General features: G+C 41.9%; 23 protein-coding genes. 10 read left to right on the top strand and 13 right to left on the bottom strand.

Annotated elements, in window-relative coordinates; all coding sequences use genetic code 11:
* Positions 1-95 precede the first annotated feature (95 nt).
* The 3 genes from AB4238_RS13070 to AB4238_RS13060 form a co-directional block, all read right to left on the bottom strand.
* Entirely contained in the window at positions 96-2633 is a 2538-nt protein-coding gene (locus AB4238_RS13070; RefSeq protein WP_372033830.1) for a TonB-dependent receptor plug domain-containing protein, read from the bottom strand.
* A 617-nt stretch (positions 2634-3250) separates the two neighbouring features.
* Positions 3251-3667, bottom strand: coding sequence for a hypothetical protein (locus AB4238_RS13065; RefSeq protein ID WP_372033829.1), 417 nt, complete (start codon positions 3665-3667; stop codon positions 3251-3253).
* An 86-nt stretch (positions 3668-3753) separates the two neighbouring features.
* On the bottom strand, positions 3754-6147 hold the full coding sequence (locus tag AB4238_RS13060; RefSeq protein WP_372033828.1) for a carboxypeptidase regulatory-like domain-containing protein: 2394 nt from the start codon (positions 6145-6147) through the stop codon (positions 3754-3756).
* A 103-nt stretch (positions 6148-6250) separates the two neighbouring features.
* Between AB4238_RS13060 and AB4238_RS13055 the strand changes: the two genes are divergently transcribed.
* Positions 6251-6502, top strand: a complete 252-nt coding sequence (locus AB4238_RS13055) for a hypothetical protein (RefSeq protein ID WP_372033827.1) — start codon at positions 6251-6253, stop codon at positions 6500-6502.
* A gap of 283 nt (positions 6503-6785) precedes the next feature.
* On the opposite strand, the gene AB4238_RS13050 is transcribed toward AB4238_RS13055, so the two are convergent.
* On the bottom strand, positions 6786-7568 hold the full coding sequence (locus AB4238_RS13050) for a hypothetical protein (RefSeq protein WP_372033826.1): 783 nt from the start codon (positions 7566-7568) through the stop codon (positions 6786-6788).
* 172 nt (positions 7569-7740) lie between these two features.
* A complete protein-coding gene (locus tag AB4238_RS13045; RefSeq protein ID WP_372033825.1) occupies positions 7741-8220 on the bottom strand; it encodes a hypothetical protein in 480 nt (159 codons plus the stop codon).
* A gap of 514 nt (positions 8221-8734) precedes the next feature.
* Between AB4238_RS13045 and AB4238_RS13040 the strand changes: the two genes are divergently transcribed.
* Complete coding sequence (locus tag AB4238_RS13040) at positions 8735-9223, top strand: hypothetical protein (protein WP_372033824.1); 489 nt, start codon at positions 8735-8737, stop codon at positions 9221-9223.
* 29 nt (positions 9224-9252) lie between these two features.
* On the opposite strand, the gene ruvB is transcribed toward AB4238_RS13040, so the two are convergent.
* The 7 genes from ruvB to AB4238_RS13005 form a co-directional block, all read right to left on the bottom strand.
* Entirely contained in the window at positions 9253-10263 is a 1011-nt protein-coding gene (gene ruvB, locus AB4238_RS13035) for a Holliday junction branch migration DNA helicase RuvB (RefSeq protein ID WP_372033823.1), read from the bottom strand.
* A gap of 9 nt (positions 10264-10272) precedes the next feature.
* Positions 10273-10890: a Holliday junction branch migration protein RuvA gene (gene ruvA / locus AB4238_RS13030; protein ID WP_372033822.1), complete on the bottom strand. Its 618-nt coding sequence runs from the start codon at positions 10888-10890 to the stop codon at positions 10273-10275.
* Entirely contained in the window at positions 10887-11408 is a 522-nt protein-coding gene (ruvC, locus tag AB4238_RS13025) for a crossover junction endodeoxyribonuclease RuvC (RefSeq protein ID WP_372033821.1), read from the bottom strand. Before ruvC ends, ruvA begins: the two co-directional genes overlap by 4 nt.
* 5 nt (positions 11409-11413) lie before the next feature.
* A complete protein-coding gene (locus tag AB4238_RS13020) occupies positions 11414-12157 on the bottom strand; it encodes a YebC/PmpR family DNA-binding transcriptional regulator (RefSeq protein ID WP_371993011.1) in 744 nt (247 codons plus the stop codon).
* A gap of 108 nt (positions 12158-12265) precedes the next feature.
* Positions 12266-14047, bottom strand: coding sequence for an aspartate--tRNA ligase (aspS, locus tag AB4238_RS13015; RefSeq protein WP_372033820.1), 1782 nt, complete (start codon positions 14045-14047; stop codon positions 12266-12268).
* Between the two features lie 162 nt (positions 14048-14209).
* Positions 14210-14620 carry a diguanylate cyclase domain-containing protein gene (locus AB4238_RS13010; RefSeq protein ID WP_372033819.1) on the bottom strand — a complete coding sequence of 137 codons (411 nt, stop codon included), beginning with the start codon at positions 14618-14620 and terminating at the stop codon, positions 14210-14212.
* 7 nt (positions 14621-14627) lie between these two features.
* Positions 14628-17030 (bottom strand): transporter substrate-binding domain-containing protein, encoded by a 2403-nt coding sequence (locus AB4238_RS13005; protein ID WP_372033818.1) that lies wholly within the window; start codon positions 17028-17030, stop codon positions 14628-14630.
* A gap of 151 nt (positions 17031-17181) precedes the next feature.
* Here AB4238_RS13005 and cmoA point away from each other — a divergent pair, with 151 nt between their 5' ends.
* The 8 genes from cmoA to AB4238_RS12965 are packed head-to-tail and all read left to right on the top strand — an operon-like array spanning position 17182 to position 25780.
* Entirely contained in the window at positions 17182-17913 is a 732-nt protein-coding gene (cmoA, locus tag AB4238_RS13000) for a carboxy-S-adenosyl-L-methionine synthase CmoA (protein ID WP_371993017.1), read from the top strand.
* A complete protein-coding gene (cmoB, locus tag AB4238_RS12995) occupies positions 17910-18902 on the top strand; it encodes a tRNA 5-methoxyuridine(34)/uridine 5-oxyacetic acid(34) synthase CmoB (RefSeq protein ID WP_372033817.1) in 993 nt (330 codons plus the stop codon). The genes cmoA and cmoB overlap by 4 nt, the downstream gene beginning before the upstream one ends.
* A gap of 21 nt (positions 18903-18923) precedes the next feature.
* On the top strand, positions 18924-19676 hold the full coding sequence (locus AB4238_RS12990) for an ATP-dependent zinc protease (protein ID WP_372033816.1): 753 nt from the start codon (positions 18924-18926) through the stop codon (positions 19674-19676).
* 15 nt (positions 19677-19691) lie between these two features.
* Positions 19692-21197, top strand: coding sequence for a UUP1 family membrane protein (locus AB4238_RS12985; protein WP_372033815.1), 1506 nt, complete (start codon positions 19692-19694; stop codon positions 21195-21197).
* 1 nt (position 21198) lies between these two features.
* Positions 21199-22149 (top strand): alpha-L-glutamate ligase-like protein, encoded by a 951-nt coding sequence (locus AB4238_RS12980; RefSeq protein ID WP_372033814.1) that lies wholly within the window; start codon positions 21199-21201, stop codon positions 22147-22149.
* Positions 22118-23860 (top strand): M3 family metallopeptidase, encoded by a 1743-nt coding sequence (locus AB4238_RS12975; RefSeq protein ID WP_372033813.1) that lies wholly within the window; start codon positions 22118-22120, stop codon positions 23858-23860. Before AB4238_RS12980 ends, AB4238_RS12975 begins: the two co-directional genes overlap by 32 nt.
* Positions 23805-24881, top strand: a complete 1077-nt coding sequence (locus tag AB4238_RS12970) for a DUF3541 domain-containing protein (protein ID WP_372033812.1) — start codon at positions 23805-23807, stop codon at positions 24879-24881. The genes AB4238_RS12975 and AB4238_RS12970 overlap by 56 nt, the downstream gene beginning before the upstream one ends.
* Positions 24881-25780, top strand: a complete 900-nt coding sequence (locus AB4238_RS12965) for a LysR family transcriptional regulator (RefSeq protein WP_372033811.1) — start codon at positions 24881-24883, stop codon at positions 25778-25780. Before AB4238_RS12970 ends, AB4238_RS12965 begins: the two co-directional genes overlap by 1 nt.
* Before the next feature lie 36 nt (positions 25781-25816).
* On the opposite strand, the gene AB4238_RS12960 is transcribed toward AB4238_RS12965, so the two are convergent.
* Positions 25817-26077: a chemotaxis protein gene (locus AB4238_RS12960; protein WP_372033810.1), complete on the bottom strand. Its 261-nt coding sequence runs from the start codon at positions 26075-26077 to the stop codon at positions 25817-25819.
* Between the last annotated feature and the right edge of the window lie 180 nt (positions 26078-26257).

Raw genomic sequence — 26257 nt, 5'->3', positions numbered from 1 at the left:
TTATGCTGATTGGTATTAGTCGTCACATTTAAATACGAGAATTAAAGATATAAAAAAAGCGCCTTACGGCGCTTTTTCAGCTTTAGACTTAAAGGTTAGAACTTAACAGTTACACCTGCAAAGTACTGACGACCAATGGTGTCATAAACTTCAGGAACTGTACCGCCATCACTACCATTAGAAACGGTTGAAGGCTCTTCGTCAGTCAAGTTTTTAACACCTGCACTCAACATCCAAGTATCGTTGATGTAGTAGCTAGCAGAAACATTGTGGTAAAGCACTGCATCGACTTTAGTGCCAGCACCTAAGTCATCCATCTCACCGATGTAACGGTTGAAGTACATAACACTCCAATCGTCTTGACCGGCTTTAATGCTAAAGTTGTTACGTACTTGAGCGTATGCACCGAAGTTACCATCAATAATGTTGGTGTAATCAACGCCATCTTGCTCAAAGTTCAGCAGATAGGTTGTATCGTTAGCTACGGTCCAATCTAAGTTTAACGCTTCAAAGCTATAAGCTAAGTTGAAATCGATACCGCTTGTATCTTGGTAACCAACGTTAGTTAGTGAGTTCGTTAGGTTAGATAAGTCACCATCAGGGCCAATGTTAAACGCTTCACATGCTGCTTGGTCACCCGCATAACAGTTGTTTAGACCATTTTGAGTGTCCATACGCGCAATCGCGTTCTGAACCTTAAAGCGCCAGTAATCGACTGTTAGAGACAAACCATCAACATAGCTAGGCGAGTACACTAAACCAGCAGTGTAAGACTCTGACTCTTCTGGCTGAAGATCTTCATCAGAGGTACGGATAACTAGAATTTGTGGGTCTTGTTCATTACCCCATGGATCATCTAGGTAATCGAATGAACCTGAGTTTCCGCCGTATAGCTCACTCACACTTGGCGCACGGAAACCTGTAGCGGCAACAGTACGGATCATTAGGTCATCAGTTGCTTCATATGTTAGACCAATCTTCCAGGTTGATGCATTACCAAATGTAGAGTAATCATCGAAACGTAGCGCGAACTCACCGGTTAATTTATCAGTAAATGGTACGCTAACTTCTTGGAACACTGAAATAACGTTGTAGTTACCGTCCGTTGGGTCTTGCTGTGCAGCTGTACTTTCACCAGCAACAACAATTGGGTCTGGATTGTAGTAACCACTCTCGTAGCGGTACTCTGCACCCATTGCAAATGCGACTGCACCAGCATCAAGGTCAAATAGCTCACCGCTGATACCTGCAGAAATAACATGCTGTTCGTTACCGCCGTCAGCTTCTTCAGTGTACGCAACGCTGTTTAGCAGATCTTGGTCCGTCATAGGCTGACCAGTCAACCATGGGTTTCCACCAGGGTAGGTATTTGTATCTTGTCCTGCATAGATTGCATTAGTCATCAACGTCGCGTTGATTGAGTTTTCTACAGCAGTTTCCGCTTTATTCTTACCGTATGTGTATGATAAATCCCAATCCATACCGGTATTGACATCAATAGAACCCGCTAAGCCCGCAGAAACACGCAATGTATCAGTGTCCTGTGTATAAATACGCGGACCAACATCATTCATACGCTTTCTGTAGTTAACTTGGCCTTTATCGTTTGCTTCTATACCTGCTGCTATCATGTCATCATCAAGTTCAATACATGAATCAGATACAACACCAGCTTCACATACGTCTAGGTCTAGGTTTGCAGGTTGAGGAGCTAACTGCTGGTTAGACTTACGCTTGGTGTACAGGATATCACCTGTTAGCACTAAGTCATCACCCAACTCTTGGGTCATATTGGCGAACAAGCTATAACGCTTGCTTGGTGTTTGATAGAAGCTATCTTGGGTGTAGTCGTAGCTTTCTTCACGATCTACCCAGTTGCCGCTGTCATCTTTAACCATTCCGCCCAAAGAGCCATTTGGAATGAACGAGCTTGCACCTGGATCAGTCCAGTCGCGGTCTGATTGAATAACACCACGACGCTCAGAGTAAGCAGCACCAAATGTGTAGTTACCTGTATCGGTATTAAAACCGTATAGCGCGCTGATTTCGCCGTTTTCGCCGTCGCTCTTATCAGTCATGCCACCAGTTACGTCAATCTGGAAGCCTTCAAAATCTTTCTTAGTAATGATGTTAACAACACCAGCAATAGCATCTGAACCATAAACAGCTGATGCGCCGTCTTTTAGGATTTCAACGCGAGCAATCATTGCTACTGGGATAGAGTTAAGATCCACAGCACTGTCTGCGCCAGAACCAGAGTTAACCATACGGCGCCCGTTAAGCAATACTAGTGTACGCTGTGAACCCATACCACGCAGGTCTACTTGAGCAACACCGTCAGCGCCGTTATTGGTACTTGAACCAACTGCTGCGCCAGCCATAGATGTTTGTGCTTGTAGCATTTGATCTACAGAGGTGAAACCTTCAGCTTTAATAGTGGCAGCGTCAATAACGGTTACTGGAGAAGCTGTTTCCATATCTTGACGTTGAATGCGGGAGCCGGTAACAGCAATACGTTCTACTTTAGCTTCCTCTTCTGCGTATGCGGCTGTTGAAACTGTAATTGCAGATGTTGAGACGGATGCGATTAATCCGAACTTTATTGCTGAGGCCAATTTAGATGGTCTGTTCATTTATGTCGTACTCCCTAACTTAATTATTTTTATATGCACGTCATTTGTTATCACTGACGTTGCTAGGGATACTGCAATTTCACGTTTAAAGCGTCAATCCACCAACTCGTTAACTATTCACTTTACAATGTTAATAAAGTTGACGAAAAAGGTAACCATAAATATTACCCAGCGTTTAATGTAAATCCAAAATCAGACCGCAACAATATAAACCACCTAAAAACACACAATAGACAGCAGAATAAACTACAAACAAGTTAACATGCATGCAACTAGCCCAATAAAAGAAAGTGTGACTAAGATCACACTTTACGGGGTATTTTTTTAGTAAGAGAGCCATATAAATAGCCCGTTTTTAGAGCTAGCTCCTATTTTTTTGATATTAAATAGACTAGCGGTAAAGAATTTGTTCAGAAATGGAGGGCTCAGCAACAGATAGTATGTAGCAAATAAGTAGCAATTACGAGTGGCACCCCAACAGCTTTGCAACAACTGTTATCCAGTAACGTCGTGAGTGTTACATATATAAATAGTCACTTTAGCCGCATAAAATAAACCGCGATGCATAGCTATTTAATCGATTATTGCATTGAGAGGCGTTAAAAAGTAACTGCAGTTTATTGATAGTTAACTTCGATTGTATAACTGATACTGCCCATACCTGCGTTATCATCAGAAATAACTTTTATCTCACCACCTATATAAATGGAGGCATTGGTAGAAAGCGAGAATAACTGTTGCTGCGTGCCATTAGGCAGTAGAGGTGTAAACTCTACCTGGCTACTATTGCTACCAGACACCTTTACCAATACGGATTGTTCTTCATTTCCCAGCAACTGAATTTCCCCTAGGGCAAAATCAGATGTAGCACAAGCACTACCTGTTCGGCTAGTTGTCGTTAACGTACAAATATTGTTTTTAGTATTGTAAATATCGCCTAACTCAATTTCGCTTACCTCGGCAATGCTTACTGGTAAAACAAGATTAAACTGAGCTTGCCCGATGACAGATACTAAGACTATAACTGAAAGCATACTTGCTACTGATTGAAGTAAAGTATTTGACAATATTATAGATGCTGTCACGACTCATCGCGAACGACACAGCACACAATTGCGTACTAGAGCACTATCTCCTCTAACTGCTGAAAATCACCGGGTTTAAGTGAAATAGGTTGGATGAAACGATCCTTAACCCACAACTCATACTCTCCGGGGGTTATTTGTTCGAAAATAAAAACGCCATCGTATTCCACTCGCGAAAAATATTCTTTGTCACTTACTATCGATTTAAGGCTTACTTTTACCCCTTTGGCAGCTTGTTGGTTTTCATCGTTCAATTGGTAGATATAGCCTTCAACTTCAGCAGTAAACATCACAGGAAAAGCAATGGGCTGGATATAGCCTGGATGGGCATTTACTTTAATAATACTAGCAACGGGTACTAAAAATGGGTCCGGTAAGCTGCGTTCATTAAGTGCTAGCTTATGGCCACGACTAGTTTGAAGTTGGGTTATGAGTAATTCACCATTTTTGTCAGTCATATTATTAGGACTGCTATGACCTGAGAACTGTAACCCAGAAAGAGGGACTTCATTGGCATCAAATAAACCATTAGCATTGTCATCTTGAAACGCAACAATTTTAACGCTGCCAGTATTGATAAAGCTATTGCGATCGATTAACCAACGGTTATCTGTTGTTTCCCATAGCAATGAACTATTCCATCTTAATTGTGCGAGCCAATCGCCAGTCGCATAGTTGTCGACAGCTAACCTCAATGTTCCGTAGTCAAACAAATAGGAAAGAGAATTTCGGCTGCTAAAATCACCTTCTAAGTTGGGTTGATAGCGCAATTCCAGCTGATAATTTGCGACATCATTTAAAGTGGTATTTATATTTGCAACCCATTGATTAAATTCTGTATCTGGAGATAAGTTTAAATCCACATAACTTCTTAACGACCAATTGCCAATACGGCCAGATACAGCAAACCTCTCATTGAGCTTACTGCCATTACTGAAAACAGACCAACGCAGTTCATTACTTAAATCAATCACTGACAGCTGGCCAGATAGGCTAAAACCTATTTGAGTTCTCTCTCCACCAGAGCTTAGTCGCTGCCAGTCACCACCTAAACCCCAATTAACGCCTGCTCCATCAAAAAAACCACTTACATCTACGTTAGCTTCTTGATTAATACGGCCCTCTGCATTGTCCCAAGACCTGAAATTGTTGTAACTCCTCCACTCAGCCTGCCAATCAATAGCTTCTAAACTACCTTGAAGCGCAACACTTGCAGCGTGGCCTCCCACACTATGCACGTAATTGAGCTGTAGTAAATTTGAGTCACTAAGAAGATTAACTGATAACTTTGGCAAAAATTGCCACTGTTCATTAATATCTTGCTGCTGGATCAAAGCCAGTCCCGCTGTTAAGTTATCAAGCAATGCCCAGTTAAAGTTAGTGTAGTACTGTTTTAAATCATCTTGCTCTCTAGACATAGCGCCAGCACTCATCCCGAAACTGCCCTGCTCCATAACTGAAGTATCGAGTAATTTACTAAAGGATTCACTGCGAACCTCACCATTAGGACCATAAAAGCGCAGCTGATACTGGTTAATGCCGATGTAGTACGGCACTTTTATAAAACGATAGAGCCCATCAGCCTTAGCTCGCTGAACATCTATGAGTCCATTATTTCGATACAATTCGACATCCCAACCTGGTTCCGTTTCACCTTCGACAACTATATGGCGTAAATCACTATGGAACTCGCTACCAGCCGAAAACTGAGCACCAATACCTGAACTTGCTTCAGAAACTAACGCTAGATTATGCGACGTTATATTACCTATTCGATAATGACTCACCCAACTATCAGTTAGCTCCTTATCGACATAGGCAGTAAGATCAGTATTATTGTCAGACCAAGAATAGGAGAAATAGCCATTATGTTGAAGTAAATCAAATCGACCTTGCACTGCACCATCTATCGCTGTAGTACTGTGGTGATTAAGTCGCTGACTTCTAGCACCAATATCAATATTGAGTCCCAGATCCCCGCTGTTTGCGTATTGCTTTGGGATATTTTTAACAAGTCCTTCTTTAGCGTTCAATTTCTTCTCATTAAATAAATCAAAGCGTTTTTGTCGCGCGATCAATTGGCTTAATGGGATAGCCTCTGATTCTGTTATGCTGTAGCTTTGCCTTGCAGAATCAAAAGCAATAACAAGTCCATACATCTGCGAGATAATATTGGCATCGATATAGAGATCCCAATCATCATGATAGACTATCGTTTTAAGATGATTACAATCATCATTATTGGCCCAATACTGCATCAAATTTTGACTTATATCGATCCGCCGTGTTTCGTCAATGAACCAACCTTCTGCACTTTTAGTCTCAATATCAACCTGAACTGGCAATAGTAACTGCTCTGCAAAAAATTCGAGTGGCAAGTAATAATTACCATTTAGGTGATAAACAAACATCTCCTCGCTTAATGGCATTTTCGCATACGAGATTTGTGTAACTAAGAAATTCTGCTCATCGATGGATCGATTGTCATATGATCTTGTTATACGTTTATTACATTGTAAGTCGCTAACTTGTTTGGCTATTTCAGTAGTAGCTAGCCCTTCTTTATTAGCTATCAAGGCTGATATGACGTTGTTTTTTGAGTACGGTACAGCGGAAGTATTTAGCTTTTCTGTGCTCAAAGCTGTAGGTAATTCAACTTTCGAGCTTATTGCTTGGTTTATTTTTTTCGCCTTGCTGTCCAGATTAGTTTTCGTTTTAGCCTTTAGCTTAGTTATAGACTTCCGTTTTACAGAGGTTTCTTGTTCAGTCAAAGGTGTTAAATAACTTGAATCACTTTTACTGTTCGACACAATAAGTGAGCTTTCATCTAACTTGCAGCCCGTTGCATTTGCATGACAAATCAGATCAATAACAAGTTCATGTTTGGAATAAGTTGAGAGTAAGTCCGAATAATCGTCATCACGGAGTTGAATCAGTGTCAATAGCGCCCTTTCATCATTTACATCAACGTTTTGGGGGCTAATTAGCGTAATCGACAATATCGCTGCTAATGTTAGCCAGCGACATAAAGAAAGGAGTTTTAAGAGAAGTTCCAAATTCACAAATACTAAAGTGCTAGCTTAACCTCGACACTTTTAGAATTATGGAGTTTATCATTTTCCGTGTAGCGAACAATTAACCTTGCGTTATGACTTACACTTTCGGTGATCGGCACAGAGAATGTTCTCTCAGAAAGCTCAGTATAAATAGTAACATTTTTTGAGGCACCAACTATGTCATTTGTATCTGCGTTAATAACTTCAATGTCACCGTAGGTACTTCTATTTCCGGCTCTTTTTAACGTCACTTGCAGAGCGTTACTACCAGCATCAAGTACACTATTACTAAGATTGAGTTCTGAATCTAAATCACCAACCCTTAATATAACCGGTACCGATATTTTTAGGTAAGCAGAAATACTGAGACTAAAAACATCAGATTCATCTGCGGCTGAATCTTTTTTCTCTGGTGCCAATGGAATTTGGTGGAATACAATGTAGCTACGGTATTCACCTTTTTCAATGGATTTTGGTAATCTGGCTGCTATACGTACTTTTACCGCTTGTTCAGGTTGAATATTGATCCTACGCGGTGAGTAACGGATATAGTTAGATATTGAAAAATCAACATCATCTTTATCTAACGTGACAAACTCTCCAGAATCCAACATCTGTTTATCTTCAAAATAGATGTTATAACGTGAATTTGCAGAACTTTTATTCACTAAAGAGAAAACTGCGCTACGATTCTTGAGGTTATCGAGTTCAACACGAGTAGGATTAACCAGCAAATTAGCTGATACTTGAAACGAAAAAAACACTGCAAAGCAGCCTAAAAATAGTTTATTCATGATATGCCCAGCTAATTGTGAGGATTAGCCTCATTATTGTTATTTGTTTAGCTTAGTTCGAGCTTAAAACTGTTAAGTCATCTTGTTATTTACAAAAGAATATTTTAATAAAAATAAGAAACTACATCCGCAGCCAGCTTCTTATTTTATGACTATCTCGAATCCAACTCTCTTAATAAGTTACAGAGACAGTATAATCTAACACTTGCACACCCGATGCTACAGTGCCACTAGCATCTACATCAACATTACCACCAACATTAAAGCTGACTTCACCCGAAGTTACAGCACCAATAGTCTCAGTAGCGTTAATAACTGATGGTGTAAAAGTAATACCATCAAGAGAAGTATCAGCACCAGAAACACTAACGTTTATAATTCCATCGGTACCAGTAACTCTAAATACACCAGCGGCTTGTGTTGCACCAGTCGCCAAACAAACTGTTCCAGTTGCTAGCGAAGCCGCCGTAAAACCACAAGATCCAGTAGTTCCGATATCTATATCACCCAAATTAAGTTGGGTCGTCTCAGAAATAACGATTGGCTTGATTAAATTAAAGTTAGCTTTACCGGTAAAGTCGCTTGCTCCGACCTGAGATGCAAGTAATACAGATGAGGCGATTAAAGATGAAAGGAGTATTTTTTTATTCATTATGTTGTTCCCATTGTAGCACAAGAAATTATCATTAATTTTAGGTAGAGCCTAAGCGCTTGTTTAGCCGCACTTTAATTAGCCCGAAACCAAAAGATAACAATTTCGTTACATTTAGCAACATGTTTTATACCCTGAAAACTCTAGTGCCGCTCAAAATGAATTTTTAAACGTTTATTACCCTTAAATAATCTGAGGTTTAGCGGTAGCGCTTTCAGATATTAAACACCAGCAATAACACACTGAAGCAGTGAAAGAACCCGCCGAGCGCACAAGCAGCAGCATAAAACCCTATTACAAGTTTATTAAACTACCCCAGCGTAATAGCAAAATGAAATAACAAATAACCAATAGCACTAAACCTTTAGTCTAACAAAACGTGATTTTTAACTGAAATAACAACTAAACGTAACGACTTATAATACATAACTACTACAAACTTAACCCCTGTAGATAATTCTATTGTTGTTGAAAACTGTTCAGGTTAACCTAGCTCTAAAAAAGGAGGAATATAATGTTGAGCCTCAAAAGAGTGATAGTCCTGTTAAACATACACTTGCTGCTGATAGCAGCCGTCTCCGCAACCAGTGAAGCTGCGATTACGATTACTGAGTTACAGCCAATCAAATACCCTTCCACCGTCAAAAACCAGAGTCAGTCGACAATTGTACTCGTCAATTGGAAAGGGAACCTTGGTAATGCGACAAACGCCACACTGCTCGACAATGATTACTATGAAGGCAGATACTTAGTCAGTTCAGACTCTAACCTCCCTATTACTATTGAGTTCTTTCAATTGGCTAATGAAAGTAAAGTGAACTTAAAAACACTCCGAGTAAGATACAAGAACAAAACTTATAAGAGTTTTCCAACTGTCGGCCTAGATAATCCAGGCGCAGATGGCGAGATTATAGCGATTGGAGCAAAAGTCGTAGCGGGGAAAAATGCCACTGCGGGTGATAAAAACCCACAATATATTCTGAGGATTGAGGAGCAACAGTAAAACGATTGCTCCTCTACTGAAACAAGGGCTTACTTGGCTTCAGGCTGAATAAGATTAAAGTGATTGTATGCACGTTGTGTCGCGATACGCCCACGGGGTGTCCTCTGTACAAAACCTTGTTGAATTAAGAAAGGCTCTAATACATCCTCAATGGTTTCACGCTCTTCACCAATAGCCGCTGCGAGGTTATCTAGCCCGACCGGGCCACCCATAAACTTATCAATAATGGCTAGTAGTAATTTTCGATCCATATAATCAAAGCCTTCGGCATCAACATCTAACATATCCAATGCTAACTCAGCGACGATTTTAGTCACCGCGCCGCTATGCTTCACTTCAGCAAAATCGCGAACTCGACGCAATAAACGGTTAGCAATCCTTGGGGTACCACGGGAACGTCTTGCGATTTCAATCGCGCCCTCGTCGTCTATCTCAAGTTCCATCACCTTTGCCGAGCGAATAACAATCGTCGACAGATCTTTAATGTTATAGAACTCTAGTCGCAGTGGAATACCAAATCGAGCCCGCAAAGGAGACGTTAATGAACCTGCACGGGTTGTGGCGCCGACCAGTGTAAAGGGCGGCAAGTCTAGCTTAATAGAACGAGCAGCAGGCCCTTCGCCTATCATAATGTCGAGTTGATAATCTTCCATTGCTGGATAGAGGATCTCTTCTACTACTGGGCTTAAACGGTGGATTTCATCAATAAATAACACATCATTTTCTTCAAGATTGGTTAATAATGCCGCCAAATCACCCGCTTTTTCTAAAACAGGCCCTGAGGTCGACTTAATATTAACGCCCATCTCATTCGCCACAATTATTGCCAGTGTTGTTTTACCTAGACCAGGAGGACCATATATAAGCATATGATCCAGCGCTTCGCCGCGTTTTTGCGCGGCTTCAATAAAAATCTTTAACTGTGCACGCGTGTCATCTTGGCCCGTATACTCATCCAATAATTTTGGACGCATGGCTCTATCGACCACTTCATCAGGCTCGATAACTTGCGGTTGTATTAGGCGATCAGCTTCAATCATAGGTTATCCTTAAAGCATCGACTTAAGCGCTAATTTGATCAGCGATTCGGAATCGATTCCATCAACAAATACCGCAGATACGGCTTTACTCGCTTGAGCAGGCTTGTAGCCAAGCGATAATAATGCAGCAATAGCATCTTCTTCGGCCGTATTGGCAACAACGGGGGCAGTATAATTGGACTGCAACATAAACTCTCTTTCTGAGCCAACCGAGGCTTCCATCAAACTTTTGAGTTTATCGCGCATCTCTACCAGTAAACGCTCGGCTGTTTTCTTACCGACGCCAGGAAGCTTAACTAAAGTGGCAATATCATCTCTTTCAACACAAGCAACAAACTCCGCTGCTGTCATACCGGAGAGAATCGTTAATGCCAGTTTAGGCCCAACACCATTGGTTTTAATCAATAAACGAAACAGTGCGCGCTCTTGCTTTGAGATAAAGCCGTATAAAAGCTGTGCGTCTTCTCTAACAACAAAGTGGGTAAAAACAACGGCTTCAGCACCCACTTCAGGTAACTCATAAAAGCTAGTCAGTGGCATCTGAATTTCGTAACCAACACCAGAAACATCAATAAGCACTTCAGGCGCTTGCTTTTCAACAAGTAAACCTCGTATCCGACCAATCATTTATATCTTCCGTATGTTCTAGAATTTGCTCTGCCGCCCATGGCTGCTAAGCTTTGATTTGTATGATAATGACACACCGCGACCCCTAATGCGTCAGCGGCATCAGCCTGTGGTGCACAGGGTAACTTTAATAGCTGCTGGATCATATGCTGCACTTGCGACTTTTGTGCCCGCCCTGTACCCACAACGGCACTTTTTATCTGAGTTGCACTGTATTCTGCAACCGGTAAATTTGCGGCGGTTGCTGCGACAATAGCAGCCCCACGAGCTTGGCCCAATTTCAATGCTGAATCAGCATTTTTAGCCATGAAAACTCGCTCAATGGCGAATTCATCAGGCTGGTACTGCCTGATAATTTCAGATAAACCATCAAAAATTTGCTTTAAGCGCAACGGTAATTCATCAGAGCTGGTTCTTATACAGCCGCTACCAACATAAACTTGTTGCCTGCCAACACAGTTGATGACGCCATAACCGGTGATCCTAGAGCCTGGGTCGACGCCTAAAATAATGGCCATAAGATCTATTCCAAGCCTGCCATCACTTCATCTGAAATATCAGCATTATGATAAACCTCTTGCACATCATCGTGATCTTCAAGGTTATCGATTAATCGCAAAAACTTAGGGGCTGTACTGGCATCTAATTCAGCTTTAGTTGACGGTAACATTGTCACTTCAGCATTAACAGCCTCAAGCCCTGCTGCATCTAATGCATCTTTAACTGCGCCAAAATCTTCTGGAGTGGTAAACACATCGATAGCGTTATCTTCATGTGCTACAACGTCATCCGCGCCAGCCTCTAACGCCGCATCCATCACCGTATCTTCATCTACGTTTTGATAAGAAATTATGCCTTTTTTATCAAAAAGGTAGGCAACAGAGCCGTCAGTACCTAGGTTACCGCCTGATTTGCTAAAAGCGTTTCTTACGCCAGACACTGTGCGATTTTTATTATCAGTCATGGTTTCAACTAAAACTGCCGTTCCACCAGGGCCATAACCTTCATAGATAATGGTCTCTAGTACTTGGCCGTCGAGTTCACCCGCACCACGTTTAATCGCACGTTCTACCGTGTCACGGGTCATATTGTTTGACAGTGATTTATCGATGGCAGCACGAAGTCTTGGGTTGGAATCAGGATCTGAACCACCTTCTCTAGCAGCAACAGTAAGCTCACGAATAAACTTAGTAAAAAGCTTACCACGCTTAGCATCTTGCGCGGCTTTACGGTGCTTAATATTATCCCACTTACTATGACCTGCCATGTTTATCTCCTACATTCGACACTTAAGTAAACCACTTTGTATTTATGTGGTTTACCAAAATTGTCCGAAAAAAAAGCCGAGTCTTAACTCGGCTCTTATTACTTGTTGTTATTCGCCGTCTTTCACTTCAGGCTCTATAACACTGACCCCAAGTTCAACTAACTGCACTGGATTGGCAAACCCTGGTGCATTGGTAAGCGGACAGGCTGCCGTCGTTGTTTTAGGGAAAGCCATCACATCACGAATTGAACTTGCGCCCGTCATTAGCATGATAATACGGTCTAAACCAAACGCGAGTCCCGCATGAGGTGGCGTACCGTAGCGAAGCGCCTCTAATAAGAAACCAAACTTTTCGTTTGCTTCTTCATCGTTAATGCCCAGTATTCTAAACACCGCTGATTGCATTTCACTATTATGGATACGTACTGAACCACCACCCAGCTCACAACCATTTAATACCATATCATAAGCATCTGAAATGGCGGCGGTTGGATTAGCTTCTAGTTCTGCTGGTGTCATATTGCTAGGCGCGGTAAATGGGTGGTGCATAGCGTGCAAACCACCATCTGAAGTACGCTCGAACATTGGGAAATCAACAACCCAAAGTGGCTTCCAGTCACCTTTAAGCAGGTCAAAATCTTCACCTGCTTTAAGACGTAGTGCACCCATCGCTTCAGCAACAACGTTGGCTTTATCAGCACCAAATAAAATAACATCACCAGTTTGTGCACCAGTACGCTCAAGTAACGCTTTAACCACATCTTCAGTTAAGAACTTAAGCACTGGAGATTGAATCCCTTCCATGCCTTTATCAAGATCATTAACTTTCATCCATGCTAAGCCTTTAGCACCATAAATAGTGACATACTTGGCGTATTCATCAAGTTGCTTACGCGATAGTTTAGCGCCACCTGGAATGCTGAGCACGGCAACGCGCCCTTCAGGGTCGTTTGCAGGACCATTAAATACTGCGAACTCGACTTCTTTTACTAGATCAGCAATGTCAATTAGCTCAAGTGGGTTACGAAGATCTGGCTTATCAGAGCCATAACGACGCATCGCTTCAGCAAATGTCATTCTTGGGAACTCACCAAGATCAACATTTAGCAGCTCTTTAAATAGACCACGAGTCATCTCTTCTGTCTTAGCCATAACCTGCTCAGAGGTCATGAAAGAGGTTTCGATATCTATTTGGGTGAATTCTGGCTGGCGGTCAGCACGCAAATCTTCGTCACGGAAACACTTTACGATTTGGTAGTAACGGTCAAAACCAGACATCATCAACAACTGCTTAAATAGCTGTGGAGACTGCGGTAGCGCAAAAAACTGACCTTTATAAGTACGGCTTGGCACTAAGTAATCGCGGGCACCTTCTGGTGTGGCTTTGGTCAAAATAGGCGTTTCGATGTCTAGGAAGCCGTTGCCATCAAGAAAACGTCTTACGGCACTGGTCACTTTTGAACGGAAAACAATACGGTCAGCCATTTCTGGACGACGCAGATCCAAATAGCGATATTTCAGACGCTGCTCTTCAGTGTTGTGCTGGTTCTTGTCCATGTTAATTGGTAGCGGCGCAGAACTATTTAATATTGTGAGTTCAAGACCAAGAATTTCAATTTCACCCGTTCGCATATCAGCGTTGACTTGGCTGTCTGGTCTTGCTCTTACAAGGCCTTTAATTTGAACACAGAACTCACTACGCAAGCTGCTTGCAACTTCAAACACTTCAGGAAGGTCTGGATCATAGACAACTTGAACAATCCCTTCTCTATCACGCATGTCGAGAAAAACTACGCCGCCTAAATCTCGGCTACGATTAACCCAACCCACTAGGGTTACTTCTTGACCAACGTGAGACTTATTAACGTCTCCACAATAATGACTGCGCATTTAGCTCTTTCCTTTATTCCGCAAAACGATGTTTGAGGTTCTGGTTCAAAACAAGACAAAAGCGGCATTATAGAGGTATATTGCCGTTTTCGAAATAACTTATCGACTAGTCGGTTAAGGATCAGTCAATTTCAAATAAAAATGAATAGATTTAACCCGACGTTACTGCCGCTGTGAATTTCTTGATGATTTTCCACCCGCATTTTTAGCACGATACATATGAGTATCAGCCGTTTTGAGCAGAGTATCGACACTGTCTCCATCTGCAGGGTATATCGCTATTCCCATACTCGCAGAAGCAGACAAGCTTAAATCATCGATAATGAACGATTTAGCTAAACATTGCAGTAGCAACTCAGCAACATTGGCAATCGCAGCCATCGACTCTAGCAGGTTAAGAATAACAATAAATTCATCACCGCCTAATCGGCCTACAGTATCAGAGCGCCTGACTGAAGCGGCCAATGCAGCACTCACTGCAACAAGGTAGTCATCACCAACATGGTGGCCATGTGCATAATTAATGGCTTTAAAACCATCGAGATCAATAAAAATAACCGCAAACTGTAACATTTCACGACTATGGATTAATATCGCTTGCTCTACTTTCCTCAATCATTGAGCGATTAGAAAGCTTGGTTAAACTATCGTGCTTGGCAAACTGTGCCATTTTATTTTCTGCTTTAACCCTTAAGGCAACCTCTTTCCTTAGACGTCTATTTGCTAATAACGCCATAACAACGAGGATAGCTAAAGCACTGAATACGAGAATACTAACTCGTAGCCTATTTTCGAAATCTTCACGACCAAACTCAATGGTTTGCGATACCCATTTATGATGAATTTCTTGCTGTTGCTCCCGGTCAATAGTAGAAATTACGCCATTGATGTAGGGTAATAAAGACTGCTTACTCTTGTTAATGCCAATATGGCTTCGCTGTTCAGCAAAGTCGACTAACATAGACATTTTTAAGTTAGAAAAATGGCCTTTTTTAAGGCCTGAGCTTAGATTCATTACTTTATCAATAAAGACATCCGCTTTGCCCTCTTCGACAGAATTAAGTCCAGCATGACTATTAGGAACCAGCACCAACTTTAAGGTCGGACACTCTCGCATAAGATCTGCAACGATGTGATAACCTTCAACAACGGCGAGTCGCAGCCCATTGAGTTCCGATAAACTAAATATATTAACGCTGTCTAACGAGGTCACAACGCCCCAAGGAGAGGGCCAATACGGAACGGAAAAAACCAAGTCATTTTCACGTTCAGCAGTTGCCGCAATACTGCCAGACATATCAATATCGCCTTTTAACAAAGCATCAAGCAGTGCTTGCCAATCACCAAATTCAATGTATTCGAATTTTAAGCCCAGTTCGCTGCCAATGATGCTAAAGATTTCGCTGTTAACCCCTGCGTATTGCCCTTGCGTATTTTGATACTCCATAGGCGCCCAGTTATTAACAAAGCCTACTTTAATCTTCCCTAGGCTTTTTATCATGCCACGCTGCTGAGCGTTTAATAGTAATAGCTCTTTCGTTGCAGAATAGATCCGATCTTGTGGGTTTAAAATCCACTTGGCTTCAATTGCAGCCAATTCTGCCGATGTCATTGAGTTAAAACCTGTCGCAATGCGTTCAGAGAATCCGAGGTCATTGCCTCGATTTAGCGCATACAAGTCAGTTTTAAAATGCAGTATAGGAAATGGATAAAAATCCTCCCATCGCTGTTTCAACAACAAGTAATGTTGAGTCCAAGCTGATGCAGCGACAAAACCGTCAATTTCACCAGACTCGGTCGCTTCAATCATATCCTCTACATTTGAAAGGTAGCGAAAATCAGAATCAGGTAACACTTCTATTAACTCACTTAAATAGGGCGAAGTGGGTGCAACTGCAAATACCTTGTCCTTCATCTCAGCGAGTGTCTTATACTGTTTTTTAAAGGTAAATAACCTACTGTTAACTTGATAAATAAGATGCGCCCGATTGAGCCCAGATCTCATCGATTCACTTTCTGGATAACCCAGCTGCACGTCCGCAGTGCCTCTTTTGACATTATCTATAGCTTGCTTCATATCACCCGAGATAAACCTTACGGGCAACCCCGTTTTATCCGACCACAGTTTCCAAATATCAACCAGCAGTCCATGTGGTAAGCCATTAGGGCCCAGATCAGCATAAGGCTCGACACCAGTTTGCATAGCGATGATCACTTCATTTTGACCACGTTGGATCCCCAACCACTTTCGCTTAATCCCATTCAGCTCAGCTTGGTTTATTTGGTTAAACCCCTGCATAATACTGTGCAATATAGAGGCGTCTCCCTTCTTAACCACAGGGTAGAAAGATAACTCATCTAGCGCTATTCGACTCTTAAACGGAAATGACATCAGCATTTCTTGGCTAACCTGACTCTCTCGTAGGTAACCCTCTAACCCAACAAAAACATAAATTTCGTTGGCTTTTACCGCCTCAATAAGCTGCTTACGGTTGTCATAATAAGCAAACGACACATTAGTTAGTTTTTGCTGCAATAATTCGATATGTGCAGCCCCCTTAACAACCCCGATTCTATATGGGCTCATCTGTGAGAGCTCTTTTGCGTTAGCGAGGGCTTTATTGATGTAGAGGTAGCTTTGGACTTTACTAATCGATTGTTCAAAATCAAAAGTGTTACGCCGAGATAAGGTATTAGCCATCCCCATGTGGATATCGGTTAAACCATTTTCGACATCTTTCAAAGACTGCTGCCAATTTGCAGGTTTAAATTCAATCTGGCGTTGGTTCGTCTTCGCCCATAACAACCAATAATCAACCAGTAAACCGCTTGCAACGCCATTTTCATCAACAAATTGAAATGGGTAAGAATCGTTACTCATCGATATCAACAATGGTCTGTTGTTATCATATTGAGCCGAAAACACTGGGTAGGTATAAAAGAGTGATAAAACAATCAGCAACACGTAAGCGTTATATTTCAATTACAATCCCTATAAAAGGTCAAACATCTGTAAATAATTTGTATTAATAAGGCTATTAGACAAAATTTTATGAGGAATTTCCAGTACTAGTCTTGCTGGTAACGGATATGTTTAGCTAGAATAAAGAGTTGAACTCCCACTATTTGATCACATGAAATCTTCACAAGACGACTTATACGCGAAACCTTACCAACAAGTCAGCGACTTTCAGTTCGATAATAAAGTTGCTGGAGTGTTTAATGATATGATCCGTCGTTCGGTACCGGGCTATGGACAAATCATTAATACTATTGGAGATTTAGCACAAAAATATGCAACTCCAAACAGCAAAATATATGATCTTGGCTGTTCATTAGGCGCCGCGACCTTAAGTGTACGTCGCCGAGTAGAGGGCCGTAATTGCCAGATTATCGCCGTTGATAATAGTGAATCTATGGTTGAGCGCTGTAAAGAGAACTTGTCAGCCTACGTCAGTGAAACACCTGTTAAGTTAGTTTGTGGTGATATCCGTGATATTGAAATTGAAAATGCATCTTTAGTGATCCTCAATTTTACCATGCAATTTTTAGCGCCTGAACATAGACAAAGTTTACTCAAAAAAATCTACGATGGTTTACTGCCTGGCGGTTTATTGGTGCTTTCAGAGAAACTTTATTTCGAGCAAGACCAAATACAATCGACATTAGATGATTTACATCTCGATTTCAAAAGGGCAAATGGTTACAGTGAGTTAGAGATCAGCCAAAAAAGAAGCTCACTCGAGCACGTCATGAAGCCTGACACGCTTCAACAACATGAATTACGAATAAAGCAGCAGGGATTTAGCCAATTTAGTGTTTGGTTCCAATGTTTTAACTTTGCATCTATGGTGGCAATTAAGTGATAAGTTTCAGTTCTTTTTATAAACAAATTTCAGACTCTAGCTTACAGCATTGGCTAGAAACGCTACCGGCTATTTTAGGCCAGTGGCAGCGTGAGCATAAACATGGTTCGCTACCTAAATGGGAAAAAGTACTTAATAAATTACATTACCCACAGCCCGACACTGTCGACTTTAAAACCAGTGTTACCATAGGTTCTGGTAAGCAACTCAGTGCAGGTGAACGCGAAAAACTCGAAAACTTGCTCGCTATATTCAAGCCTTGGCGTAAAGGCCCCTACTCTATTCATGGTGTTGAAATAGACACCGAATGGCGTTCAGATTGGAAATGGGAGCGCATTGCGCCACATATTTCCCCTTTAGCAAACCGCACAGTACTTGATGTAGGCTGTGGCAGTGGTTATCACATGTGGCGCATGCTTGGAGATGGCGCGAAGCATGTTGTAGGGATCGATCCATCACCAATGTTCATGTGCCAGTTTGAAGCCGTAAAAAGAATCGCCGGTAATGAGCACCCTATTCACTTCCTACCTTTAGGTATTGAAGAGTTACCGCCACTTGACGCATTTGACACCGTTTTCTCGATGGGGGTGCTTTACCATCGCCGTTCTCCGATAGACCATCTCATTCAGCTGAGAGATCAATTAAGAACTGGTGGTGAACTCGTTTTAGAAACCTTGGTCATAGACGGTGACGAGAATACTGTTCTAGTACCTGAAGATCGCTATGGAAAAATGAATAATGTGTGGTTCTTGCCCTCTGTAAAAGCCTTGATGTTATGGCTTAAAAAGAGTGACTTTATCGACATCCGCTGTGTAGATGTTGATGTCACCTCTCTAGCAGAACAGAGAAGTACTCATTGGATGCCTAATGAGTCATTAGTTGATTATTTAGATCCTAATGATGTTAGCCTTACCGTTGAAGGTTATCCCGCTCCAAAGAGAGCAACTATAATCGCAACCAAGAACCAACCAAATAAAGATTTAATCTAGCCGATAGTAATGGGAAGCACTATGTTTAAGCAGATAATTTGTATCGCCGCCATCGCAACCGTAATCACTGGTTGTGCATCAACTAAAGATGCAAACAAACCCGTACCTGTTGATGCAACTGTGCTAGAAGCCAGTTTGAACCAACAGCAAGTTAATATTGTTAATGCCATCGACTCTTGCAAAGAGACACAAACTGCAAGCATGACAACGTTATCAGCTCAATTAGAGCAACTCAACGCACAAGTTGCTAGTTTAAACAAAAAAGACAAAGCAGCCGTAGTCCCTGTTATCACTCCTGCGCAATGCCCTCCTTCTCCACTAAAAGGTAAATTTATTTTAGGCGCGGTTGAAAATGTTTTTGTTGATGAACTAAAAGCCAGCTTTAACACCCGTATCGACACCGGCGCAGAGTCGTCGTCACTCGACGCTCACAATATTATTTTGTTTGAACGTGATGGTAACCAATGGGTGCGCTTCGACGTATTTACCAACGGTGCTAAACAGCCAGCACAAACATTTGAATCGAAGGTCGAACGCTTTGTAAGAATCAAAGAAGCCGATGATAAGACTGATAGGCGTCCAGTTATCCATGCTCATCTAGAGATAGGTAAATATAAAGCGGAAACAGACCTTAACCTCACAGATCGTAGCCATTTAGAATTCCCTTTATTACTGGGAAGAAAGTTTATGCAAGACATCGCCGTGGTAGATGTAGGCCAGACCTTCATTCACGGAAAGAAGAAAGGCGGTCGTGCATCGTCTGCTTCTAAATAATAGGAACTAATAATAATGCATTCAAGAAAGCCTTTTTATATTTTGGTTGCTCTGCTCTTTATTGCAGGGATCTCTGCAAGCGTTTATCGCGGCATTGAGCATAGCGTGCCATTTTTACCTGGCAAGCAAGTGCAAAGCTGGGCAGTAGACGCTAAAGTCAGCTTCCAAGGTACGACTGAACCTGCTGAAGTCTCTTTCTCTTTACCGGAAGATCCTGCTTATGAGATCTTAGTCGAAAACGCCACTTCACCAGGTTATGGTTTGACGATTACTAACAATAAAGTAGACCGCCGAGCGATATGGTCTATCCGAAGTGCTACAGGCCGCCAAGATCTATATTATAAAGTCACCTTGATCCCAACAGGGCAAACACAATTACTCACTGATGTTGAGCCAGAAGCGCCAACTGCATACATATGGCCTGCGACAGAAAGCGCAGCGGCAGCACAGGCAGCGGAAGAAGTTTGGGCAAAAAGTGCAACCAACCTATCATTCGCACAACAACTCAATAAAGATCTCAATGCAGATGAACGTAGCCAAAATATTGAGCTTCTGCTAGCAGGCAACTCACCAAGTAAGTTGTTTATTAGAATGCTGCACAGTAAAGGCATTCCAGCTCAAGAAGTCAGTGGTTTATTCCTCGAAGATCAACGTCGTAGACAACAGCTGTCAACATTTGTTGAAGTCTATAATGACGGCGAATGGCACCTATTTAACCCTGAAAATGGTACTCAAGGTCGTCCAGATGATCTATTACTTTGGGATCGCTCAGGTAAGTCAGTACTCGACGTCATTGGTGGAGTGAACTCTCAAGTTAACTTCTCCATGTTGCAAGATACACGCTCAGCGCTCGCTACCGCGATCGATGTAATGAAAAATGACAATGCCTTAGACTTTTCATTGTATCAACTGCCACTTGAAGAGCAGAGCCTATTTAAGGGTATTTTGCTGATCCCAATCGGTGTTTTGATGGTGGTATTCTTACGAGTACTTATCGGTATCAAAACCTCAGGTACCTTTATGCCTGTGCTTATTGCGTTGGCGTTTATACAAACAACTCTTTTTACTGGCCTAATAGGCTTCTTGTTGATTGTAGCCTTCGGTCTAATGATCCGCTCATATCTATCTGAGCTTAACCTATTGCTCATATCCAGGATCTCGGCGGTAATTATCGTGGTTATCGGCATTATTGGGTTGTTTACCCTACTCTCTTACAAATTTGGCTTAAGCGAAGGGCTAACAATTACCTTCTTCCCAATGATCATCTTAGCTTGGACAATTGAAAGAATGTCTATCCTGTGGGAAGAGGAAGGTGCTAAGGAAGTCGTTATCCAAGGCGGTGGCAGCCTATTCGTAGCAACATTGGCATACCTAGCAATGAGTGCGACTTGGGTACAGCATTGGGTGTTTAACTTCTTAGGGATCCACCTAGTCATTTTGGCTCTCGTACTATTGATGGGTCAATATACTGGTTACCGCTTGCTTGAGCTAAAACGCTTTAAGCCTCTGGCTGGAGAATAATATGTTTCTCGCAACCCCTTCAGCGCTTGCCCGCGGCGGTATTTTGGGTATGAACAAACGTAATATCGACTATATTGGCCGATATAACCCACGTAAGTTCTATAAACGAGTCGATGATAAGCTAACAACCAAACAGTTAGCCCTTGCCAATGATATTGCCGTACCCGATCTTATCGGTACGGTTATTGAGCAGCATGAAATTGGTGAGATACCAGCAATGGTTAATGACAAAGATGGTTTTGTCATTAAGCCTTCAAAAGGCTCTGGTGGTAAAGGGATCTTAGTTGTCACGAAAGTAGAAAATGGCCGTTATTACAAGCCAAATGGCCAAGAAGTAACCCCTTCTGAAGTTTACCGCCATGTCTCTAACGTGCTCAGTGGGCTGTTCTCTTTAGGTGGCAACCCAGATGTCGCCATTGTAGAGGGGCTTATACAGTTTGATCCTGTATTCGATGGCTATTCCTATGAAGGAGTGCCTGACATTCGACTTATTGTCTTTAAAGGTTTCCCTATTATGGGGATGATCCGCCTATCCACTGCCGCATCAGACGGTAAAGCGAATCTACACCAAGGGGCTGTTGGAGTGGGCGTTGATATCGCTACAGGTAAAGGATTGCATGCAGTGCAATTTGATACACCGATAGACTTACATCCCGACACTCAAAAAGAGCTGACAGCGATTCAAGTTCCACAATGGGACACATTGTTACATACGGCATCTAAAGCCTATGAAATGTCAGAGCTTGGTTATTTGGGTACCGATATGGTACTCGACAAATATAAAGGGCCCTTATTACTTGAGCTAAATGCTCGACCAGGCTTGGCGATTCAAATCGCCAACGGTCGTGGAATTTTAGGTAATTTGCGCCATGTTGAGCAGATGAAAAACCATAATATGTCAGTTGAAGAACGCGTGGCATATGCAAAAATACATTTTAGTGCTACCCGCTAAATTGAAAAAACACCTTGTAGGACTGTTTATAGTCCTTACAAGTTTGGTCAATACGGCAGCTAACGCTGCCGTATCTCCAATCCCACTCTTAGTGGAGCAATGTCTTCGCTTCGACTTTCCAACGCTAGCCATTGACCCAAGCTTAGATAGTAAAAGCAATGCGATAACCCTTGAACGACAGCTTATTGGCTTTTTCAATATCAATGACCGCATTAAGTATTATCGCCATTTCCCGCTCTCTTATGCAGATAGGGAACTGCTACTGCAGTGCCAACTCTACCTTGCAGATGAACTGGCACTTTACTTAGACTCAGTCCCATTCCAATCGATACAGTTTAGCCTTGCTAAAAACCAACAACCACAGATGAGTGCACTGCTAACACGGATAAATCACTTATCAAAGAGCAGTATGTCCCCGAAACTAAAAGCACAACTGCATACAGCTCAAGCCGCCTTTAAACAAGAGATAAGCACACAAGCACTCAGCTTAAATATTGCCGACTCAAGTTGCCAAATTTCGAAGCCTAACACCGAGTCAGTAGTCAAAAATTTTAACGGTTCATTGGCCAGTTACTTGATTAATCAGGCCGATGAGCAATGTAGAAAACGAGTCTGGCAAGCATACCAATCCCGAGCTTCTGGCAAGAATAAGCTCGCGTTAGCCACTATTGAGCAGCTTAGACAACAACAAGCTACGCAGGCAGGTTTTGCTAGTTACAGTGAATACCTATTACAGAGACAGATGCTGCACTCTTCAGAGTTAGTTGAGCAGTTTTTACGCACTCAAACTGATAATATTGCTATTGCTCCTTGGAATATCGGCAGCGAACTTGCCAATGCTTCTCCGACTAAAGTCAGCAGCATAGATTCTACCAGTTGGCTGGTTATGGTCGAAAATGAGTTGCAGGCCCTAGAAGTTCGTTTCGATTGGATTAACAACAAAACAATACGGCTATGGCATAGAAACCGCCTTCTAGGCGACATTTATTTATCTGAAAGTAAAAAAGTTACGGTAAAACCAATAAGACAGCTGGTGGTTGGACAACAATTTGGCCAAATTGAGTTGTCATTCCCTACCGAGCTTGCTAAATATCAGCAGCAAAAACAAGCGATAAAAGCTATCTCAACCGCAATCACAAAGTTAGCTAAAGGGCAGCAATTTTACTTACTCAATACCATAAGCGAAACAGACGATAGCAGTAACTTGGATGCGCTATGGTTAGAAAACTGGCTAGCAGATAGAATGCTTCCACTGGTAAAAGACGGCTCTCGTGAAGCCGTTTTACAACTATACTCAGAACAACTTAATGTTTTTAGAGCTAAAATTGCGCTAAACCTATATAGAGCGCATCAACAAAAAAATTCATTTGATCCTCATCAGCAATTTTATCTTAGTTTTGGTAAATACTGGGATAAGACCGCAGATGCACCTTACACATTTAGCGCTATTGTTTACCAGGGACCGCTTTACTACCAAAAGTTATGGCAACAGAAAGTTGCAGAGTATATTTACCAGTCCACCAAAAACTGCCAAGACCAAGCTGCCGTTTTTGATACGTTAGTTGTTAATGAGGCATCAAATAGCATTGAAACAGTTCTAACAATGCTTTTAGGTTTACCCATTAACGCCGATTCACTTATAAAAAGGATTCAACATGGCTTCGATGCTCAGAATAAGCACACTAGCAGCTGCACTTTTTTGCGCCAGTAGTATTGCTGCGCCAACAGTCACTGAAGCAGAAAGCGCTGAAGTCTATCATGCTATAAAAGCTAATCTTGAAAAGCACCTGTTTGAGCTACCGCCACGTATTCAAGGTCATTATGGTATTCGGCAATACCGTATGACTGGCGATGTAAAATACGCTAACGCCGCCCTAGTCGACCTTTATGCCGTTACTGAGGCACAAGCTTTTTACGCTTGTAATCTGGATAAGAAAGATTTTATTAGCAATGAAGCTAATAAGGCTATCTCTGTATTAGGAAAAGGTCCTCGTGCCAAAGCACGTAAAAAAGCATTAAAGCCATTTCCTGAGTTTATTTTCTATACCGATGTGTTATTACGTTACTCCAGTCGCATTGATGAATTTGATTTAACCGGTCCTTGTCATGAGCAACTAATTGAAACGCTAAAAAAAGCTGATTTGAAAACTGGCCTAACAGATAAAGCCATGATTGAAACTTGGGCAGCTCAGTTGATTAACTATGTTTACTGGGCTAAGCAAATTGGCGTAGGTGATTACTTAGCAGATTATAAAAAAGCCTTCATTGATGTTTATCCTGATAGCAAAGACAGTGAGTTAGATAAAAAGCAATACCGAAACAAACTCTACGGTATGACTCATTTTATATTCGCAGCCAGTGAGTATTACCAACATAATGTTGATGCTAAAGAGTTCGCCTGGATATTAGATCATTTTGAACAAAATATTGATCGGATTTTAAAAGATGCCACAGATGACATTATTGCTGAGGTCGGTATTAGCTTTCTGCTAGCTGGCCAAGCAGATAACCCGGTGGTGGCCAAAACTCAGCAGCATATCGTCAACGCATTCGACAAGAAAGAGCAGATCATCCCCTCACCGCGCGGTAATCCAGATCTCGTCATGGGTGAACATCGAAACGTGTTAGCAATGATGTTGTTAGATTGGCCTGAGAAACTTCACCGAGGCCCTCACCTTGCAGAGTTAAAAGCAACCAAGAAGTACCTGCCAAAACAGGTGAAAGCTAAGTAATGGACAGAGCAAAATCAACATTAGAGCAGTGGCGAATTATACAAGCTGTAGTCGATTATGGCGGCTATGCCCAAGCAGCAGAAAAGTTGAACAAAAGCCAATCTTCACTTAATCATGCTGTCGCTAAGCTTCAATTTCAGTTAGGTGTGCAGCTACTTGAGGTCAAAGGCCGAAAAGCTTACCTCACAGAATGCGGAGAAGTGTTGCTTCGTCGTTCTCGGCATATAACCCAATCTGTTTCTGAATTAGAGTTGTTGGCCAATAACTTGGAAACAGGCTGGGAGCCGTCACTAACAATCGCCCGAGAGATCATCTATCCGATGGATGATCTCGTTGATGTACTCAGCCAGTTCTACCCCGTTAGCCGTGGTACAAGAGTCACCGTGCTCGATACCGTTTTAACAGGCACTGCTGAGCTCATCAATAATGAATCGGTAGATATTGCTATTTGCGGGGGGCCACCGCCTAAGGGATATTTAGCTGAGCCCTTAGTGGATATCAATTTTAGTCTTGTTTGCCACTCTAACCATCCATTAGCTCAGCACGATGTCATTGAAGAAGATCAAACGCTTGCCCAGCATTTGCAGCTTGTGATTAAAGATACCTCTCAAGGTCCTAATACAGATCTAGGCTGGCTTAAGGCTGAGCAGCGCTGGACTGTTGCAAATTTTCACGAAGCCATTGTGATTTTAAAAAAGGGCTTAGGTTTTTGCTGGGTGCCAGAGACATTAGTGAAAAGTGCAATTGAAAGTGGTGAGTTGAAAAAACTCAACTTGAAGGGGTCAACTAAACGCAAAGCCACACTTAGCTTAGTGATCCCCAACCGTGATAAGCAAGGACCAGCAAGTGAAGAGATAGAGCGGTTATTTAAAAGTCATCACCAAGTTGAAACCACTTAGCCAAGATCAAAACGCTCGCAAGAGCGTTTTCTATTCCTAGACTTTGATGTTAATTATAGTGCCAATCATCTCTGAGGAAGCTTCAATGACTTCAACCGATGCTTCGGCATGATTGACAGCCTGAGTGGCATTGATAAGCGCGGTATTTATATCTGCGCTACTATCGCCAACACTTGCACTTGTTGTCGCTACAGCGGACTGACTTGAACTAGCAACATCCACAGTTGCTTGGGTTAAATCAGACTGCGCACTTTGAAAGCCATTGTGTCCTGAAATAATACTAGGAGGTATTTGCATAACAGCGCTCAATTGGAATAAGTACTTAGATTATCAAGTAACGTATTAAAAATGTACAGTGATTCTCAACATAATTAACGGTTGCAATAAGTTAACCAACTATACTCATATAGACATTCATCGACGTTAACAGTGCTTTATGACTAGATCTCAAATTGTAGTAACTTATACCAATTGCAT

The sequence above is a fragment of the Shewanella sp. 10N.286.45.A1 genome (genome assembly GCF_041470405.1).
Lineage (GTDB): Bacteria > Pseudomonadota > Gammaproteobacteria > Enterobacterales > Shewanellaceae > Shewanella.
Note: the sequence above shows the minus strand (reverse complement) of the source record. Positions and strands in the feature narration are given on the sequence as shown.

Bases quoted from the DNA above. Each gene is read 5' to 3' on its own strand.
- AB4238_RS13050 (WP_372033826.1), bottom strand. From the start codon at position 7,568: ATGAATAAACTATTTTTAGGCTGCTTTGCAGTGTTTTTTTCGTTTCAA.
- AB4238_RS12965 (WP_372033811.1), top strand. From the start codon at position 24,881: ATGGACAGAGCAAAATCAACATTAGAGCAGTGGCGAATTATACAAGCT.
- AB4238_RS13020 (WP_371993011.1), bottom strand. From the start codon at position 12,157: ATGGCAGGTCATAGTAAGTGGGATAATATTAAGCACCGTAAAGCCGCG.
- AB4238_RS12985 (WP_372033815.1), top strand. From the start codon at position 19,692: ATGCATTCAAGAAAGCCTTTTTATATTTTGGTTGCTCTGCTCTTTATT.
- AB4238_RS13060 (WP_372033828.1), bottom strand. From the start codon at position 6,147: ATGCCATTAAGCGAGGAGATGTTTGTTTATCACCTAAATGGTAATTAT.
- AB4238_RS13070 (WP_372033830.1), bottom strand. From the start codon at position 2,633: ATGAACAGACCATCTAAATTGGCCTCAGCAATAAAGTTCGGATTAATC.
- AB4238_RS12990 (WP_372033816.1), top strand. From the start codon at position 18,924: ATGTTTAAGCAGATAATTTGTATCGCCGCCATCGCAACCGTAATCACT.
- AB4238_RS12960 (WP_372033810.1), bottom strand. From the start codon at position 26,077: ATGCAAATACCTCCTAGTATTATTTCAGGACACAATGGCTTTCAAAGT.
- AB4238_RS12975 (WP_372033813.1), top strand. From the start codon at position 22,118: ATGCAAAAATACATTTTAGTGCTACCCGCTAAATTGAAAAAACACCTT.
- ruvA (WP_372033822.1), bottom strand. From the start codon at position 10,890: ATGATTGGTCGGATACGAGGTTTACTTGTTGAAAAGCAAGCGCCTGAA.
- aspS (WP_372033820.1), bottom strand. From the start codon at position 14,047: ATGCGCAGTCATTATTGTGGAGACGTTAATAAGTCTCACGTTGGTCAA.
- cmoA (WP_371993017.1), top strand. From the start codon at position 17,182: ATGAAATCTTCACAAGACGACTTATACGCGAAACCTTACCAACAAGTC.
- AB4238_RS13040 (WP_372033824.1), top strand. From the start codon at position 8,735: ATGTTGAGCCTCAAAAGAGTGATAGTCCTGTTAAACATACACTTGCTG.
- AB4238_RS12970 (WP_372033812.1), top strand. From the start codon at position 23,805: ATGGCTTCGATGCTCAGAATAAGCACACTAGCAGCTGCACTTTTTTGC.
- AB4238_RS13045 (WP_372033825.1), bottom strand. From the start codon at position 8,220: ATGAATAAAAAAATACTCCTTTCATCTTTAATCGCCTCATCTGTATTA.
- ruvB (WP_372033823.1), bottom strand. From the start codon at position 10,263: ATGATTGAAGCTGATCGCCTAATACAACCGCAAGTTATCGAGCCTGAT.
- AB4238_RS13065 (WP_372033829.1), bottom strand. From the start codon at position 3,667: ATGCTTTCAGTTATAGTCTTAGTATCTGTCATCGGGCAAGCTCAGTTT.
- AB4238_RS13010 (WP_372033819.1), bottom strand. From the start codon at position 14,620: ATGTTACAGTTTGCGGTTATTTTTATTGATCTCGATGGTTTTAAAGCC.
- ruvC (WP_372033821.1), bottom strand. From the start codon at position 11,408: ATGGCCATTATTTTAGGCGTCGACCCAGGCTCTAGGATCACCGGTTAT.
- AB4238_RS12980 (WP_372033814.1), top strand. From the start codon at position 21,199: ATGTTTCTCGCAACCCCTTCAGCGCTTGCCCGCGGCGGTATTTTGGGT.